16 protein-coding genes are annotated in these 17,243 nt (G+C 67.1%); 10 read left to right on the top strand and 6 right to left on the bottom strand.

The genetic code is table 11. The features are described from left to right. The first annotated feature begins 2 nt into the window (after positions 1-2). Positions 3-1,004, top strand: coding sequence for an iron chelate uptake ABC transporter family permease subunit (locus KAQ61_RS15200; protein WP_210929711.1), 1,002 nt, complete (start codon positions 3-5; stop codon positions 1,002-1,004). Further along, positions 1,001-1,759, top strand: a complete 759-nt coding sequence (locus KAQ61_RS15195) for an iron ABC transporter ATP-binding protein (protein WP_042417502.1) — start codon at positions 1,001-1,003, stop codon at positions 1,757-1,759. The genes KAQ61_RS15200 and KAQ61_RS15195 overlap by 4 nt, the downstream gene beginning before the upstream one ends. A 112-nt stretch (positions 1,760-1,871) precedes the next feature. Here KAQ61_RS15195 and queA read toward each other — a convergent pair whose 3' ends face one another. Beyond that, positions 1,872-2,960, bottom strand: coding sequence for a tRNA preQ1(34) S-adenosylmethionine ribosyltransferase-isomerase QueA (queA, locus tag KAQ61_RS15190; RefSeq protein WP_210929710.1), 1,089 nt, complete (start codon positions 2,958-2,960; stop codon positions 1,872-1,874). A gap of 224 nt (positions 2,961-3,184) precedes the next feature. Here queA and KAQ61_RS15185 point away from each other — a divergent pair, with 224 nt between their 5' ends. Further along, positions 3,185-4,339, top strand: a complete 1,155-nt coding sequence (locus KAQ61_RS15185) for a GGDEF domain-containing protein (RefSeq protein WP_210929709.1) — start codon at positions 3,185-3,187, stop codon at positions 4,337-4,339. A gap of 13 nt (positions 4,340-4,352) precedes the next feature. On the opposite strand, the gene KAQ61_RS15180 is transcribed toward KAQ61_RS15185, so the two are convergent. Further along, positions 4,353-5,543: a cyclic di-GMP phosphodiesterase gene (locus KAQ61_RS15180; protein WP_210929708.1), complete on the bottom strand. Its 1,191-nt coding sequence runs from the start codon at positions 5,541-5,543 to the stop codon at positions 4,353-4,355. 95 nt (positions 5,544-5,638) lie between these two features. On the opposite strand from KAQ61_RS15180, the gene recG reads away from it, so the two are divergent. The 6 genes from recG (at position 5,639) to KAQ61_RS15150 (ending at position 12,491) form a co-directional block, all read left to right on the top strand. Beyond that, on the top strand, positions 5,639-7,762 hold the full coding sequence (gene recG / locus KAQ61_RS15175; RefSeq protein WP_210929707.1) for an ATP-dependent DNA helicase RecG: 2,124 nt from the start codon (positions 5,639-5,641) through the stop codon (positions 7,760-7,762). A gap of 129 nt (positions 7,763-7,891) precedes the next feature. Beyond that, positions 7,892-8,854, top strand: coding sequence for a LysR substrate-binding domain-containing protein (locus tag KAQ61_RS15170; RefSeq protein ID WP_042417489.1), 963 nt, complete (start codon positions 7,892-7,894; stop codon positions 8,852-8,854). 248 nt (positions 8,855-9,102) lie between these two features. Then, complete coding sequence (locus KAQ61_RS15165) at positions 9,103-9,534, top strand: Dps family protein (RefSeq protein WP_225890607.1); 432 nt, start codon at positions 9,103-9,105, stop codon at positions 9,532-9,534. An 85-nt stretch (positions 9,535-9,619) separates the two neighbouring features. Then, complete coding sequence (gene ubiA / locus KAQ61_RS15160) at positions 9,620-10,513, top strand: 4-hydroxybenzoate octaprenyltransferase (protein ID WP_043383839.1); 894 nt, start codon at positions 9,620-9,622, stop codon at positions 10,511-10,513. A 191-nt stretch (positions 10,514-10,704) separates the two neighbouring features. Next, the gene (gene ygiD / locus KAQ61_RS15155; RefSeq protein WP_244983096.1) at positions 10,705-11,574 is read left to right on the top strand and encodes a 4,5-DOPA-extradiol-dioxygenase; all 870 of its coding nucleotides are present in this window, start codon (positions 10,705-10,707) and stop codon (positions 11,572-11,574) included. 62 nt (positions 11,575-11,636) lie between these two features. Next, on the top strand, positions 11,637-12,491 hold the full coding sequence (locus tag KAQ61_RS15150; RefSeq protein WP_210929706.1) for an HNH endonuclease: 855 nt from the start codon (positions 11,637-11,639) through the stop codon (positions 12,489-12,491). 77 nt (positions 12,492-12,568) lie between these two features. On the opposite strand, the gene proC is transcribed toward KAQ61_RS15150, so the two are convergent. Continuing rightward, on the bottom strand, positions 12,569-13,408 hold the full coding sequence (proC, locus tag KAQ61_RS15145; protein WP_210929705.1) for a pyrroline-5-carboxylate reductase: 840 nt from the start codon (positions 13,406-13,408) through the stop codon (positions 12,569-12,571). A gap of 107 nt (positions 13,409-13,515) precedes the next feature. Between proC and aqpZ the strand changes: the two genes are divergently transcribed. Then, the gene (aqpZ, locus tag KAQ61_RS15140; protein ID WP_210929704.1) at positions 13,516-14,220 is read left to right on the top strand and encodes an aquaporin Z; all 705 of its coding nucleotides are present in this window, start codon (positions 13,516-13,518) and stop codon (positions 14,218-14,220) included. 91 nt (positions 14,221-14,311) lie between these two features. On the opposite strand, the gene glpK is transcribed toward aqpZ, so the two are convergent. Genes glpK through KAQ61_RS15125 form a run of 3 tightly spaced genes read right to left on the bottom strand, consistent with a single transcriptional unit; the run spans position 14,312 to position 17,055 of the window. After that, a complete protein-coding gene (gene glpK, locus KAQ61_RS15135; protein WP_210929703.1) occupies positions 14,312-15,808 on the bottom strand; it encodes a glycerol kinase GlpK in 1,497 nt (498 codons plus the stop codon). A gap of 15 nt (positions 15,809-15,823) precedes the next feature. Further along, positions 15,824-16,288 (bottom strand): GNAT family N-acetyltransferase, encoded by a 465-nt coding sequence (locus KAQ61_RS15130; RefSeq protein WP_210929702.1) that lies wholly within the window; start codon positions 16,286-16,288, stop codon positions 15,824-15,826. Next, the gene (locus tag KAQ61_RS15125) at positions 16,285-17,055 is read right to left on the bottom strand and encodes a DeoR/GlpR family DNA-binding transcription regulator (RefSeq protein ID WP_162858921.1); all 771 of its coding nucleotides are present in this window, start codon (positions 17,053-17,055) and stop codon (positions 16,285-16,287) included. The genes KAQ61_RS15130 and KAQ61_RS15125 overlap by 4 nt, the downstream gene beginning before the upstream one ends. Between the last annotated feature and the right edge of the window lie 188 nt (positions 17,056-17,243).

Genomic DNA, 17,243 nt, shown 5'->3' with positions numbered 1-17,243 from the left:
CCATGGCTGGCGATGCAAGCAAGGCCCTGCAGGCCGGGGCCTGGACCCGCAACTGGTCGCGTCAGGGGGTTCGCCTGACGGCGCTGGCGGTGTTGGCGGCGGTGACGCTGCTGGCCTTCATGACGCTGGGCGTGGAGGCCGACTGGGCCTTCGTGCTCCAGCACCGGGGCACCAAGGCGCTGACCATGCTGGTGGTGGCCTGTGCGCTGGGCATGTCCACCGTGGTGTTCCAGACGGTGACGCACAACACCATCCTGACCCCCGCGGTGATGGGGCTGGATGCGCTGTACCTGTTCCTGCAGGCGGTGCTGGTGCTGGTGCTGGGCTCCGTGGGCGTGGTGCAGTTGGGCCTGCTGCCCAAGTACGGGCTGGAGATCGTGCTGATGGTGGCCCTCAGCGTGGCGCTGATGCGCTGGCTGTTCACCGGCCATGCCAGCAGCCTGCACCTGATGCTGCTGGTGGGCATGGTGATGGGCATCCTGTTTCGCAGCATGACCAGCTTTGCCATGCGCATGATCGACCCCAACGAGTTCGCGACGCTGCAGGACCGCATGTTCGCCAACTTCAACACCATCCACACGCAGCTGTTGCTGCCGTCGCTGGTGGTGCTGGCGCTGGGCACGGCCTTCTTCTGGCACCGCCGCCATGTGCTGGATGTACTGGCCCTGGGGCGCGATGCCGCCGTCAACCTGGGCGTGCACTACCAGCGCCAGGTGCTGCAGCTGCTGGTGGTGATGTGCGCCATGGTGGCCATCTCCACGGCCCTGGTCGGCCCGGTCACCTTCTTCGGCCTGCTGGTGGCCAACATGGCCTACCAGTGGATGGGCACACGCCGCCACGCCTGGGTGCTGCCGGCGGTGGTGCTGTGGGGCTGCGTGCTGCTGCTGGCCGGGCAGGTGGTGCTGGAGCGGGTGCTGGGCTTCAACTCCGCCCTGTCGGTGGTGGTGGAATTTGTCGGCGGGCTGGTGTTCATCTACCTGCTGATGCGCAAGGGTAAGCAATGATCGAAACACGCAAGGTGGTGAAAGTCCACGGAACGACGACCGTGCTGCACGGGGTGGATGTGCAGATTCCGGCCGGCCAGCTGACGGCCATCATCGGCCCCAATGGTGCGGGCAAGAGCACGCTGCTGGCCCTGGTCAGCCGCCTGGCGCCGATCACTTCGGGGACGGCCAGCGTGGCCGGCCTGGACGTGGGCAAGACCGCCAGCGACGCGCTGGCCAAGGTGATGGCCATCCTGCGCCAGGACAACCAGTCGGCCCTGCGCCTGACGGTGCGCGATCTGGTGGGCTTCGGCCGCTTTCCGCACAGCAAGGGGCGCATGACGGGCGAGGACCTGCGCCATGTGGACGAGGCCCTGGCCTTCTTGCAGCTGGAGCCGCTGGCCGACCGCTTTCTGGATGAGCTTTCGGGCGGCCAGCGCCAGCGCGCCTACATCGCCATGGTGCTGTGCCAGGACACGCCCTACATCCTGCTGGACGAGCCGCTGAACAACCTGGACATGGCCCACGCCGTCAGCATGATGCGCCTGCTGCGCCGCATGGTGGACGAGCGTGGCAAGACCGTGGTGGTGGTGCTGCACGACATCAACTTTGCCAGCTGCTACGCCGACCACATCCTGGCCATGAAGGACGGGCGCGTGGCCTACGAGGGCTCGCCCCTGCAGGTGGTGCAGGATGCGGTGCTGTCCAGCCTGTACGGGCTGGAGGTGTCGGTGCACGAGGTCAAGGGCCAGCGCCTGTGCCACTACTTCGCCTGAGGCGGTGCTGCTGAAAAAGTGAGCGCCTGGCGCGCATGAAAAAAGGACTTCAAGGTGTTGATGCCTTGAAGTCCTTTTGCTTTCAGCGCTGGCAGCTATGTTTTTTGCTGGCTCAGCGGCGGCGCTCCAGCAGCATGGAGTCGCCATAGCTGAAGAAGCGGTAGCCCTGGGCGATTGCGTGCTGGTAGACCTGCATGATGTGCTGGTAGCCCGCGAAGGCGCTGACCAGCATCATCAGCGTGCTCTTGGGCAGGTGGAAGTTGGTGATCAGTGCGTCCACCACGCGGAACTCGAAGCCCGGCGTGATGAAGATGTTGGTGTCGCCCGTGATCTGGCCGGTGCGCGCCCAGGACTCCAGCGTGCGCACGCTGGTCGTGCCCACGGCGATGATGCGCCCGCGCCGCTGGCGGCAGCGCTCCAGCGCGGCCAGGGTCTCGAACGGGATGTTGTACCACTCGCTGTGCATCTGGTGCTCGGCCAGGTTCTCGGTCTTGACCGGCTGGAAGGTGCCGGCGCCCACGTGCAGCGTCACGGCGGCGGTCTCCACGCCCTTGGCCTTCAGTGCCGCCAGCACCTGGTCGTCGAAGTGCAGCGCCGCCGTCGGCGCGGCGACGGCGCCGGGGTGGCTGGCGAAGACGGTCTGGTAGCGCTCGGTGTCCTCGGCCGCGTCGGGATCGACCTCGGCGTTCTGTTGGCGTTCGATGTAGGGCGGCAGCGGCAGGTGGCCGAACTGGTCCATCAGCTCCCAGGGCGTTTCGCCGCGGGCGCCGGTCAGCGCAAAGCGGAACAGCGGACCGTTGTCGTCGGGCCAGCGGCCCAGCAGCACGGCGTCAAAGCCGCCGCCCTGGATGCCGCCGCACAGGTGGATGCGCGCGCCGGGCAGGGGCTTCTTGCTGACCTTCATGTGGGCCACGACTTCGTTGCCCTGCAGCACGCGCTCGATCAGCAGCTCCAGCTTGCCGCCGCTGGCCTTCTCGCCAAAGACGCGGGCCTTGACCACCTTGGTGTCGTTGAACACCAGCAGGTCGCCCTCGTGCAGCAGCCCGGGCAGGTCCTTGAAGATACGGTCCACCAGCTCCGGCGCGCGTGCATCCAGCAGGCGGGAGGCGCTGCGCTCGGCAGCCGGGTGTTGGGCAATCAGGTGCTCGGGGAGCACAAAGTCGAAATCGCTGAGCGTGTGCGCGCGGGGGCTGAGAGACATGCGTGTGCTTGAGGGCCTGACAAGCCCGTTCCAAGGTGAAAAAACCAAAGACCGCGATTCTCGCAAATCTGCAGCGCCCTGCGCGGCAAGTGGCCGGCAATGTCCCTGATGGCCTCGGGTAAGCCCTAGGCACGAAGACCGCTTCCTTTGATGCGGGTCACAGCCGGGTGTCAAAACATCCTTACACTTGATTACAGACTTCCCTTTCTGGATGACTGCACTTCATGGACACCTCTTTCGCATGGGACCAGCATTTCGTGACGGACCTGGATGCCGTGGACGAGCAGCACCATGCGCTGGTGGATCTGTTCAACGAGCTGAGCCAGGGCCTGTTTTCCAAGCGCAGCGACCGTGAGGTGGTGCTGGCTGACACCTACGCGCGCCTGCTGTCGTACACCGAGCACCACTTCCAGGAAGAGGAAGCGCTGATGGCCCAGTACGCCGTGGACCCGCGCCACGTCGAAAGCCACCACAGCATGCACCAGCAGTTCGTGGAGCAGGTCATCATGCTGTGGGCGCAGCGCACCACCATGACCGACCCCGCCACCACGCTGGTCGGCTTTCTGACCTCCTGGCTGGGCCTGCACATCCTGGGCATCGACCAGTCCATGGCGCGCCAGATCAAGTCCATCCGCGAGGGCATGACCCCGGCTGCGGCCTACGACAAGGAACGCGGCAACCACGACAACGGCACGCAGGCGCTGCTGAAGATGATCGGCAAGCTCTACACCGCGCTGTCGGCCCAGAACGCGCAGCTGGCGCTGGCCAACCAGACGCTGGAGGCCCGCGTGGCGCGGCGCACGCGCGAGCTGGAGGCGGCCAACGCCCGCCTCAAGGCCTATTCCTGCACCGACGCCCTGCTGGGCATCGCCAACCGCGCGCACTTCAACGAGCGCTTGGAGCAGGTGTGTGCCATGGCCCGGCGCGGCGTGCGCCCGGTGGGCATGGTGCTGGTCGATGTGGACGATTTCAAGCGCTACAACGACCGCTACGGGCACCTGCAGGGTGATGCCTGCCTGCAGGCTGTGGCCCAGGCCATCCAGGGCTGCGTGCACCGCGAGACCGACCTGGTGGCGCGCTATGGCGGCGAGGAATTCGCCGTGATCCTGCCCGATACCGACCTGGACGGCGCCTATGCCGTGGCGCAGCGCATGGTGGAGGCCGTGCGCGCCCTGGGCTGGGTGCATGAAAGCTCGCAGGCGGCCCAGGTGGTCACGATCAGCGCCGGGGCCTACAGCATGGTGCCGACAATCGCCGGGGCCAAGCTGCTGCTGCGGGGCGCCGACGAGGCGCTGTACCAGGCCAAGGGCCGGGGCCGCAATTGCGCCATGAAGCTGCAGCTGCTGCAGACCGCCACCGCCGAGGGCCGCGCGCCCTGAGTAGCACCCGGCCTCAGGCCAGCGCGGTGGCGGCTTTCTGCCACAGGCTGTCCAGGTTCTGAAACGGCCATTGCGCCGGGTCCTCGCGCGACACGATGCGCTCCTCGGGCAGCTGGCGCAGGTCCAGCAGCCGGGCAGGGCGCAGCAGGCGCTGCTGCCCGATGTGGTAGAAGGCCATGACCTGGGGCGTGGACAGGCTGGCCTGCGCGGGGGCGCAGACCACGCCCAGCAGCCCGGACTGCAGGCGCACCAGGCTGCCGATGGGGTAGATGCCCATGGTTTTCACAAAGCTCTCGAACAGCTGCACATCCAGGTGGCCTCCGCACCATTCGGACATGCGCTGCAGGGCAATGCCCGGCGACCAGGCCTGCTTGTAGGGCCGGTCCGAGGTGATGGCGTCATAGATGTCGCAGATCGTGGCCATGCGCGTCAGCAGGGGAATGGCGTCACCGGCCAGCCCCTGCGGATAGCCCCGGCCGTCCAGGCGTTCGTGGTGGTGCAGGCAGGCGTGCAGCACGGCGGCATCCTGCACACAGGCCTGCAGCATGGCGTGGCCCCGCACGGGGTGCAGTTTCATCTGCGCAAACTCTGCCTCGGTCAGCGCGCCGGGCTTGTTGAGGATCTGCAGGTCCATGTGCGCCTTGCCCATGTCGTGCAGCAGCCCGGCCATGCCGGCCTGGTGGACCTGGGCCGGGGTGTGGCCCAGTTTCTTGGCCAGCGCCACCATCAGGCCGCAGACCGCCACCGAGTGCATGTAGGTGTAGTTGTCCAGGGTTTTCAGGCGTGCCACGCTGATCAGGGCATCGGGGTGGCGTTCGACGGAGCTGGTGATCTCCTGGACCAGGTTCTGCGCCGTGATCATGTCCACCGCCTGGCCCATGCGGGCCTCGCTGAACATGTGCATCACGGCGTCGCGGGCTTCGGCGCACAGCGCGGCCGCACGCTGCACCTCGCTGCCCAGGGTCACCGGGCCCTCGGCCGCAGGCTGCGTGGCCGGGGCGGTGGGAGGCGGTGCGGGCAGGTCACGCCCCCGGTCGGTATCGATCCACAGCTCCTGCACCGGGCTGGCGCGCAGCTTGTCCAGCACCTCGGCTTTCTCGAGCAGAAAGGACGTGCGCCAAAACGGGTGTGACAGCCATGGCCCGCAGAGCGCATGGACATGCATGCCGATTTCCAGCTGATCAACACGGATTTTTTTGAGCATGGGTCGAAAAGGCGGAGAACGTAACAACTGGATACGCGCACGCCCATGGTAGCCTTTTCCCCTCTCCCTGCAATTGCGTCAACTGCTACCGCTCCATGTCCGCCCCTTCCGCATCGCCCGCCAAGAAAACAGCCCCCAGCGCGGCCCTGCAGGCCATGCACAAGCTGGGGCTGGTGCGCGATATCGACCTGGCGCTGCACCTGCCGCTGCGCTACGAGGATGAGACGCGCATCACCCTGCTGCGCAACGCCCGCGATGGCGACACCGTGCAGATCGAGGCCACGGTCACGCAGTGCGAGGTGCAACTGCGCCCGCGCCGCATGCTCAAGGTGACGGTGGACGACGGCACGGGCGAATGCGTGCTGACCTTCTTCAGCTTCTACCCGTCGCAGCAAAAGAGCATGGCCGTGGGCGCGGTGCTGCGCATACGCGGCGAGGTCAAGGGCGGCTTCTGGGGGCGGCAGATGCTGCACCCCGCGTTCAAGGCTGCCGGCGGCGAGCTGCCCCAGGCCCTGACGCCGGTCTACCCCACGGCGGCCGGCCTGCCCCAGCCCTACCTGCGCCGCGCCATCGCCAGTGCCATGCAGCGCGTGCAACTGCCCGAAACCCTGCCGCCCGGCACGCCGCCGCCGGTGATGAACTATTGGGGTGAAAATGGCCTGCAGCCCTTGATGGGTCTGCGCGAAGCGCTGCATTTTTTACACCACCCGACCCCCGACGTGGCCCTGGCCACGCTGGAAGACCACAGCCACCCGGCCTGGCAGCGCCTGAAGGCCGAGGAGCTGCTGGCCCAGCAGCTGTCCCAGTTCCGCGCCAAGCGCGAACGGGCGCTGCTCAAGGCCCCGGTGCTGACGGTGCCCACACCCGAGCCGGGCATGCTGACGCTGGTGGAGCAGTTTCTGCAGCAGCTGCCGTTCGGCCTGACCGGGGCCCAGCAGCGCGTGTGCCGCGAGATCGCCGAGGACATGGCCCGCCCTCTGCCCATGCACCGCCTGCTGCAGGGCGATGTGGGTTCGGGCAAGACCGTGGTGGCGGCCATGTCGGCCATGGTCTGCATCGCTGCGGGCTGGCAGTGCGCGCTGATGGCGCCCACGGAAATCCTGGCCGAGCAGCATTTCGGCAAGCTGGTCGGCTGGCTGGAGCCCATCCTGGCGCCGCTGGGCAAGAAGGTGGCCTGGCTGTCCGGCGCACAGAAGAAGAAGGAGCGCGCCGCCATGCTGGCCCTGGTCGCCAGCGGCGAGGCGGCCCTGGTGGTGGGCACGCACGCGGTCATCCAGCAGCAGGTGGAATTCCACAACCTGGCCCTGGCCGTGATCGACGAGCAGCACCGCTTTGGCGTCGCCCAGCGCCTGGCATTGCGGCAAAAGCTGGCCCACGCCGGGCTGGAGCCGCACCTGCTGATGATGAGTGCCACGCCCATCCCGCGCACCCTGGCCATGAGCTATTACGCCGACCTGGATGTGTCGGTGATTGACGAGCTGCCGCCGGGCCGCACGCCCATCGTGACCAAGGTCATCTCGGACAGCCGCAAGGACGAGGTCATCGCCCGCATCGGGGCCCAGGTGGCGGCCGGGCGGCAGGTGTACTGGGTGTGCCCGCTGATTGAGGAAAGCGAGGCGCTGGACCTGTCGAACGCCACGGCCACGCACACCGATCTGAGCGAGGCCCTGCCCGGCGTGATGGTGGGCCTGCTGCACTCGCGCATGCCCACGGCCGAGAAGAAGGCCGTGATGGAGCTGTTCACCGCCGGCATCATGGGCGTGCTGGTGTCGACCACGGTGATCGAGGTGGGGGTGGACGTGCCCAACGCCAGCCTGATGGTGATCGAGCATGCCGAACGCTTTGGCCTTTCGCAACTGCACCAGCTGCGCGGCCGGGTGGGGCGGGGTGCTGCGGCCTCGGCCTGCGTGCTGCTGTACTCGGTCAACGACAACGGCCGCCTGTCGGACACCGGCAAGGAGCGGCTGCGCGCCATGGCCGAGACCAACGACGGCTTCGAGATCGCGCGGCGCGACCTGGAAATCCGCGGCCCTGGCGAGTTTCTGGGGGCCCGCCAGTCCGGGGATGCCTTGCTGCGGTTTGCCGACCTGGAGCGGGACGTGGCCCTGCTGGAATGGGCGCGCGAGCTGGCGCCCACCATGCTGCAGCGCTACCCGCACCTGGCGGACCTGCACATCCAGCGTTGGCTGGGCGCCAAGTCCGAGTTTCTCAAGGCGTAGGACAAGCGCGGGTTTGGGCGAAATAATCAGGCATGCGGCCGTGCAGAGAAAGCCAGCCTGCTATACATTCGATTACATCCCCGCTTTGCACTTTCAACCCACGAACTGCGATAGGCGCACGTTCCGCCCATGACACTGACTGAACTGAAATACATTGTTGCCGTAGCCCGAGAGAAGCATTTTGGTCGCGCTGCAGACGCGTGCTATGTGTCGCAGCCCACCTTGTCGGTGGCCATCAAGAAGCTGGAAGAGGAACTGGACGTCAAGATTTTCGAGCGCAGCGCGGGTGAAGTCTCGGTCACGCCCCTGGGCGAGTCCATCGTGCGGCAGGCCCAAAGTGTGTTGGAACAGGCGGCGGAGATCAAGGAAATCGCCAAGCGCGGCAAGGACCCGCTGTCGGGCGTGCTGACGCTGGGGGTGATTTACACCATCGGCCCCTACCTGCTGCCGGAGCTGGTGCGCAACTCCATCAAGATGACGCCGCAGATGCCGCTGATGCTGCAGGAGAACTTCACGGTCAAGCTGCTGGAGATGCTGCGCACCGGGGAGATCGATTGCGCCATCGTGGCCGAACCCTTCCCCGACACCGGCCTGGCGATGGCGCCGCTGTACGACGAGCCCTTCATGGCCGCCGTGCCCAGTGCCCACCCGCTGGCGCAGCAGGAATCGGTGACCACCACCGAGTTGAAGAACGAGACCATGCTGCTGCTGGGCGCGGGCCACTGCTTCCGCGACCATGTGCTGGAGGTGTGCCCCGAGTTCGCGCGCTACGCCAGCAATGCCGAAGGCATCCGCCGCACCTTCGAGGGCTCGTCCCTGGAAACCATCAAGCACATGGTGGCCGCCGGTATGGGTGTGACCCTGGTGCCCCGCCTGTCCGTGCCCAACGAGGCCCTGGTCACGCAGCGCCGCCGCAGCTCGGACGATCCGCACATCCGCTACCTGCCTATCCGTGGCGACGACGGCAATACGCCGCCCAGCCGCCGTGTCGTGCTGGTGTGGCGCCGCAGCTTCACCCGCTACGAAGCGATTGCCGCGCTGCGCAACGCCGTCTACGCCTGCGATCTGCCCGGCGTCAGCCTGCTGACCTGAGCGGCGGCGGGCTATCCGTCCCATTGGCCCAAGTCATGAAACCGACATGCCGCGCCCTGCGGCATGCGCTAAAGTCGTAAGGCCGACCGTGCCTGCGCATGTGGCGCACACGGCGCCCCGTTCAGTGTTTGAGGAGAAATACCATGGCGAAAGAATCGACCAAGACCAACAAGAAGCAGCCTGTGAAGGCTTCTGTGGCTGCTGGTGTTGCTATCAATATCGGGATCAGTGACGAAGACCGTGCAGCGATGGCGCAGGGCCTGTCGCGCCTGCTGGCCGACACCTACACCCTGTACCTGACCACGCACAACTTCCACTGGAACGTGACCGGTCCCATGTTCAATGCCCTGCACAACATGTTCATGGACCAGTACACCGAGCTGTGGAACGCCGTGGACCCGATTGCCGAGCGCATCCGCTCGCTGGGCCACCCCGCACCCGGCTCCTACGCCCAGTTCGGCAAGCTGACCAGCCTGGCGGACGTGCCTGCCACGCCGCCCAAGGCCAAGGACATGATCCGCATCCTGGTCGAGGGCAATGAGGCCGTGGCGCGCACCGCACGCAGCCTGTTCCCCCTGGCCGACAAGGCCAGCGACGAACCCACGGCCGACCTGCTGACCCAGCGACTGACCGTGCACGAGCAGACCGCCTGGATGCTGCGCTCGATGCTGGAAGAGTGACACCCCGCGCCGGCGCCCGTGCGCCGCGCCCCGCCACAACGCCCGCTGCCAGCGGGCGTTGTGCATTTGGCGCGACAATTTGCCCATGACCCGTCCTGCTTCTCCCGGTGCCGCTGTGGCACCCCGCTCCAAACTGTCGCTGTACCTGGACCTGATCCGCTGGAACCGCCCGGCCGGCTGGCTGGTGCTGGTCTGGCCCACGCTGGCCGCGCTGTGGGTGGCGGCCGAGGGTTTCCCGGGCTGGCACCTGCTGCTGGTGTTCGTCGCCGGCACGGTGCTGATGCGCAGCGCGGGCTGCACCATCAACGACATTGCCGACCGCGATTTCGACCGGCATGTGAAGCGCACCACGCAGCGCCCCATCACCAGCGGCCAGGTCAGCGTCAAAGAGGCGGCGCTGGTGGGCTTGGTGCTGACCCTGGTGGCCTTCGCCCTGGTGCTGACCACGCGCTGGGAGGCCGTGGCCTGGTCCGTGCCCGCCGTGCTGTTCACCATCCTCTACCCCTTCACCAAGCGCTTCTTTGCCATGCCCCAGGCCTTCCTGGGCATTGCCTTCAACTTCGGCATCGTGATCGCGTTTGCGGCCGTGACGGGCGAGGTGGGCTGGACCGCCTGGACCCTGTGGCTGGCCAACATGTTCCTGGTGCTGGCCTACGACACCGAATACGCCATGGTGGACCGCGACGACGACCTGAAGATCGGCATGAAGACCTCGGCCATCACCCTGGGGCGTTGCGACGTGCCGGCCATCATGGGCTTTTTTGTGCTGTGCCTGGGCCTGACCGTCTGGGCGGTGCTGCCCCAGGGGCTGGGCTGGCCATTCTGGTTGGGCCTGGGCGTGGCCGCGGCGCAGGTGCTGTGGCATTACACGCTGATCAAGGACCGCACGCGCGAAGGCTGCTTTGTGGCCTTCAGCAAGAGCCATTACATCGGCATGAGCCTGTTTGCGGGGATTGCCCTGGGCTTCGCGCTGCGCTAGGCCGCTGCGGGCGGAACTTTGCCGTGCCGGGGCACTCAGTCTGCCCAGTGCTTGCGAGGGGCCAGGCGCCCCTTGTTTCATGCCCGCATCCCGCGATGCATCGCGCAGAAAGTGGGAAGATGCAACGCAGACATTGGCTGGGCATGGCCGCAGGCGCGGCGGCCCTGGCCGCCACAGGAGTCCCTATGAGCATGAGCCACACGCTGGAGGGCGCCGCGGCGCAGGCCGGCATCACCGCGCTGCGGCCCTCGGCACGCATGCCGGTGCTGTTCGTCGGCCATGGCAGCCCCATGAATGCGATCGAGGACAACGCCTACCGCCGCAGCTGGCAGCAACTGGGCCAACAGTTGCTGGCCCGGGCCGAGCGCCCGCAGCTGGTGCTGTGCATCTCCGCCCACTGGATCACGCAGGGCCAGGGCAGCTGGCTGACGGGCATGGCCCAGCCCCGGACCATCCATGACTTTGGCGGCTTTCCCGACGCGCTGTTTGCCCAGCAATACCCTGCGCCGGGCGCACCGGTGGTGGCGCAGCAGTTGGCCAGCCAGCTGCACATGCCGCACAGCCAGCAGGCGCTGGGGGTGGATGCGGACGGCTGGGGCCTGGACCACGGCACCTGGAGCGTGCTCAAGCCCATGTTCCCGGCCGCCGACATCCCCGTGGTGCAGCTGAGCATCGACTACCGCCGCCCGTCGGCCGAGCATTTCGCCCTGGGGCAGCAGCTGCAGGCCCTGCGGGAGCGCGGCGTACTGATCGTGGGCAGCGGCAATGTGGTGCACAACCTGCGCGCCCTGCAGCGCACGCAGTCGCCCCTGCAGGCCTATGACTGGGCGATCGAGTTCGACCAGATGGTGACCGGGCTGGTGGAGCGGGGGGATCTGGCGCGGCTGGGCGACTTCCAGCAGCTGGGCACGGTGGCGCAGATGGCCCACCCGACCTACGACCACTACCTGCCGCTGTTGTATGCGGCCGGGGCCGTGCACCCGGGCGAAGTGGCCCAGTTCTTCAACGCCGACTTCCAGATGGCCGCCATTTCCATGCGCTCCATGGTGTGGGGCGCTTGATGATCTGGTGCGGTATGCGAAACGATGGCGCGACGGATGAGGCAGCCCAGGAGCATCACGACATGGTCACGCAGTACAAAGCCCAACGGTACAAATATGGTGATGGCAGCAAAAGTACGGTGCAAATCGTTCTGGATGCCTTGGTGAGTTTGGGCGGTGTCGCAACACGCCATGCAATTACGGCAGAGGTGCTGCGTGTCCTGCCAAACTTTAATCCGAAAAATGTGGCACCGGATCTGTCCACTTTGGCTGTGAATTCGTTTGCTCGAAGCAACTTTGGCGGCAATCAGATCGCTAGGCGGTCAGATGAAGGTCACCTGCATGACCAAATCTTTTGCTTCAAACGTGATGATGGCGAGACCCTATTCACGCTGTATGACCGCAACCAGCATGGCATTTGGGCGCTGGCACCTGACGCACAAGGCAAGCTGCGCCCGCAGTTGGTCGAGCACCCATCAACGAGCGATGCGCTGTATCAGGCGCAGCATGACGTGGAGTCTGAGCATGGCTGGGCGCTGCATGAAGATGCACGCCGCAGAGAGATGGCTCTGATTGTGCGTAGGCAAGGCCAGCCCGCATTTCGAGCAAGTCTGATGGCCGCGTATAAGGGGCAGTGTGCGATCAGCCGATGTCGGGTCGCTGCATTGCTAGAGGCTGCGCATATCGTTTCTTATCGAGGTCCGCACACGAACGCGGTCAGCAACGGCTTGCTTTTGCGAGCAGATTTGCACAAGCTGTTTGATCTTGGTTTGGTGTGTGTGGACCCCAGTAGCTATGTCGTTCGGTTGCACGAAAGTTTGCTGGATTCAGAGTACGTGCAATGGAATGGCGTCAGGCTTGCCATGCCTGCTGTGGAGCAGCATAGGCCGAGTGGTGAAGCTTTGGCCTATCGAGCGCAGCAGCGTGCCGGGGCGTGAAGGCTCCTGGCCGATTGCGTAAAAAATCCCCGCAGCAGCATGCTGGCGGGGATTTTTAATGAAAGTACGGCGCCGCGTTACCGGCCGAACTCCTGCGCCAGTTCCTGGGCGCGGGCTTCGGCCTTGCGCAGGGCTGCAATGAAGGTCTGCGGCAAGCCGGCCTGCTGCATGTGGGTGATGGCGGCGTAGGTGGTGCCGCCCTTGCTGGTCACGCGCTCGCGCAGCACGCTGGCGGGCTCGTCGGAGCGGGCTGCCAGTTCCGACGCCCCCTGGAAGGTGGCCACGGCCATCTGGTAGGCCTGCTCGGCGGTCAGTCCCATGTCCACGCCGGCCTGGGTCATGGCTTCCAGCAGCAGGAACACATAGGCCGGGCCGGAGCCGGACAGGGCCGTCACGGCGTCCAGCTTGGCTTCGCCATCCACCCACACCAGCTGGCCGGTGGTGCCGATCACGCGCTCGATCAGGGCCTGGCCGCCGGCGTCCACCTCGGGGCGGGCGAACAGGCCGGTCATACCCTTGCCGACCAGGGCCGGGGTGTTGGGCATGGCGCGCACGATGCGGCCCGTGCCCAGCCACTGCGCGATGCTGTCGGTGGTGATGCCGGCCGCCACGCTCAGGTGCAGGGCCTGGGCGGTGTGGGGGGCGGCGGCGCTGGCGGCGTCCTTGAAGGTCTGGGGCTTGACGGCCCAGACCACCAGGTCGGCCGCGTCCAGGGCCGCGCTGGCGGCGGGCAGGGCGTCGATGCCGAACTTGGCTTGCAGCGCGTCACGCGCGGCCTCGAAGGGTTCGACCACACGGATATTTGCCGCCGGCAGGCCGCTGGCGATCAGGCCGCCAATGATGGCGCTGGCCATGTTGCCGCCGCCGATGAAGGCAATCACGGGGGAACGCTCAAGCTGCGTGGAGTGGGTAGTCATGGTAGGACACGGAAATCAGAAAAAAGGAGGCGCTGCGGCGCCGTGCCGGAACTATAAACCGTGCCATGGCGCCTCCGGGATGGCGCCGCACCGCACGGAGGTGTCGCATGGCGTCGAATCTACAGAAGTGGTCGGCAGAGCTGGTGGGCACGTTCTGGCTCACCTTCGGTGGCTGTGGCAGCGCGGTGCTGGCGGCCGCCTTTCCGCAGGTGGGCATTGGCCTGCTGGGCGTGTCGCTGGCCTTCGGGCTGACCGTGGTGACCGGGGCGTACGCGCTGGGGCCCATCTCCGGCGGGCATTTCAACCCGGCGGTGTCGGTGGGGCTGGCCGTGGCCGGGCGCTTTCCGGCGGCGCAGCTGCCGGGCTACATACTGGCCCAGGTGCTGGGGGCCATCGCGGCGGCGGCCCTGCTGTACGTGGTGGCCAGCGGCCAGGCCGGGGCCTTGATGGGCGACCTGGCCACGAATGGTTTCGGGGCGCACTCGCCGGGCCGCTACTCGATGACGGCGGCGCTGGTGGTGGAGGTGGTGCTGACCGCAGTGTTCCTGGTGGTGATCCTGGGGGCCACGGCGCCGAAGGCGGCTGCGGGTTTCGGCGGGCTGGCGATCGGCCTGTGCCTGACGCTGATCCACCTGATCTCCATCCCGGTGACCAACACCTCGGTCAATCCGGCGCGCAGCACCGGGCCGGCGCTGTTCGGTCCCGCGATCGCGCTGGAGCAGCTGTGGCTGTTCTGGCTGGCGCCGATGGCCGGTGCGGTCCTGGGGGCGCTGCTGTACCAGGGGTTGCTGGCAGACGCGCCCGAAGCCTGAAGGGCGCACGCGTCGCACCCAAAATGCCCGGGCGCCATGTTGGAGTCTTTTAGGCCTGTAGCCATGATCCGACGAGCGCAGGTTGCTATGTTTATGCGGCAACGGTCTGGCGCACGGCGCGTTCCCAGCGCGCCATCAGCTCGTCGGCGCGGGACTTGTCCATGGTGGGGACAAAGCGGCGCTCGGCCTTCCACAGCGAGGACAGTTCTTCCGTGCTCTGGTAGACGCCGCTGGACAAGCCGGCCAGGTAGGCAGCGCCCAGGGCGGTGGTCTCCACGCAGGCCGGGCGCACCACGGGGATGCCCAGCAGGTCGGCCTGGAACTGCATCAGCAGGTTGTTCACGCAGGCGCCGCCGTCCACGCGCAGCTCGCTCACGGCCGCGCCGCCGTTGGCGACCGCATCGCGGCTCATGGCCAGCAGCAGGGCGGCGCTCTGGTAGGCGATGGACTCCAGCGCGGCGCGGGCGATGTGGGCCAGGGTGGTGCCGCGCGTCAGGCCGGTAATCGACCCGCGTGCATCGGGCTCCCAATAGGGGGCGCCCAGGCCGGTGAAGGCTGGCACCAGCATCACGCCGCCGCTGTCGGGCACGCTCTCGGCCAGTTGCTGCACCTGGCCGCTGTGTTCAATCGCCTGCAGGCCATCGCGCAGCCACTGCACCACGGCGCCACCGACGAACACGCTGCCTTCCAGCGCAAACTGGGGCGTGGCGCTGGGCTGGGCGGCGCTGGTGGTCAGCAGGCCGTTGGCCGAGGTCTGGAACTGGCCGCCGGTGTGCATCAGCATGAAGCAGCCGGTGCCATAGGTGTTTTTGGCCATGCCCGCCTGAAAGCAGGCCTGACCAAACAGCGCGCTTTGCTGGTCGCCGGCCACGCCGCCGATGGTGATGGGGCCGCCCAGCACGTCCTCGGCCGTGCGGCCAAAGTCGGCGGCCGATGGCAGGACCTCGGGCATCAGGCTGGCGGGGATGTGCAGCAAGGCCAGCAGGTCGGCATCCCACTGGTTGGTGTGCACGTTGAACAGCATGGTGCGGCTGGCGTTGCTGACGTCGGTGACGTGGCGCTGGCCGCCGGTGAGCTGCCAGATCAGCCAGCTGTCCACGGTGCCAAAGGCCAGCTCACCGCGCTCGGCGGCGTCGCGCGCGCCGGGCACGTGGTCGAGCAGCCACTGCAGCTTGGTGCCCGAGAAGTAGGCATCGATGCGCAGGCCGGTTTTCTGCAGGATGGTGTCGCTGTGGCCGGCTTCGCGCAGCTGCTGGCAGGTGGGCTCGGCGCGGCGGTCCTGCCAGACGATGCCGTGGTGGATGGGCACGCCGGTGGCACGGTTCCAGACGATGGTGGTCTCGCGCTGGTTGGTGATGCCGACCGAGCGGATGTCGCTGGCCTTCAGTCCGGCCTTGGCCAGGGCGTCGCGCGCCGTGCCCAGCTGCGTGCGCCAGATCTCGCGCGGGTCGTGCTCCACCCAGCCCGGGCGGGGGTAGATCTGGGGCAGCTCCTGCTGGGCGGAGGCGACGATGCGGCCCTGCGTGTCGAACACGATGGCGCGGGAGCTGGAGGTGCCTTGGTCCAAGGCGAGCAGGTAGGTGGTCATGGGCGGTGGTGCAAATCAGAGGTCGAGGACAAAGCGGGCGGCCTGGGCCTGCTCCTGCCAGCCCTGTCGGGCGTAAAAGCCCCGGTGGTACGAGTCGCGCTGGCGGTTGTTGACCAGCCACAGGCGGCGGCAGCCACGGCTGCGGGCCGCAGCGGTGACCTGGTCCAGCAATTGGCTGCCCACGCCCAAACCCCGGGCGCTGTCAGCGATGAACAGTTCGCTCACATAGCCTTCCCAGCCTTGCAAGATGGCGATGGGCAGCCAGTGCACGGCGCAGTAGCCGATCAGCTGGCCCTGGGCGTCACAGGCCACCAGTTGCAGCTGGTGTGGGTTGGGGGTCAGCAGGGGCGCCAGCTGGGCCGCGTGCGCCTCGGGGTGGCCGGTGGCAAAGCGGTCGAACCAGCCAATGCCCTGCAGCAGGGCGGCCAGCGCCGGGGCATCGTCCGGCTGGGCCGCGCGCAGGGTGCAGGTGGCGCTCATTGCGCCACCACGCACTGCACCTCGGCGTCGGCCAGCAGGCGGTCGAAGGGGCTGGGCGGCGGTGCGTCGGTGAACAGGCGGTCGATCTGGCGCAGGCTGGCCAGCTCCACCATGGCCTGGCGGTGGAATTTGCTGTGGTCGGCGGCCAGCCAGACTTCGCGCGACTGCTGGATGATGGTTTGCGCCACCTTCACCTCGCGCAGGTCGTAGTCGCGCAGCGTGCCGTCGGCCTCGATGGCGGAGATGCCGATCAGGGCAATGTCCACCTTGAACTGGCGCATGAAGTCCACGGCCGCCTCGCCGATGATGCCGCGGTCGCGCGTGCGCACCACGCCACCGGCGACGATGACTTCGCACTCGGCGTTGCTGCTCAGTATGGCGGCGACGTTCAGGTTGTTGGTGATCACGCGCAGGCCGCGGTGGTGCAGCAGGGCCTTGGCCACGGCCTCGGTGGTGGTGCCGATGTTTAGGATCAGCGAGCAGCCGTTCGGAACCGCCTCGGCCACGGCCTTGGCGATGCGCGCCTTGCCGTCGGCGTGCAGCGTTTCGCGCCGCGTGTGGGCCAGGTTCTCCACGGTGGCGCTGGGCACGCGCACACCGCCGTGAAAGCGCACCAGCAGGCCGGCGCCGGCCAGTTTCTGCACATCGCGGCGCACGGTTTGCAAGGTCACGCCCAGGGTCTCGGCCAGCTGCTCCACGGTGGCCGATTGCTGGTTGCGCACTTCTTCCAGCAATTGCAGCTGGCGGGGGTTGTTGTTGCTGATCACGTTGCTGTGGGGTTCATGCTTGGGGCTGGTGTATCCTAAAACCGAAAGCAAAATAATGAAAATCGAAAGAAACCAATCACAAACGCGCAAAAAGCGGGACAATGTGTGCTATGCGCTGGACCCGCTGGGGCGGCGCGCAGGATCGGCGTGCACTGACGCCCCCGTTCCTGCTGATTGATTACCCTCAG

The organism is Comamonas aquatica (genome assembly GCF_018064205.1).
Classification (GTDB): Bacteria; Pseudomonadota; Gammaproteobacteria; order Burkholderiales; family Burkholderiaceae_C; genus Comamonas; species Comamonas aquatica.
This window is presented reverse-complemented; position numbering and strand designations above follow the sequence as displayed.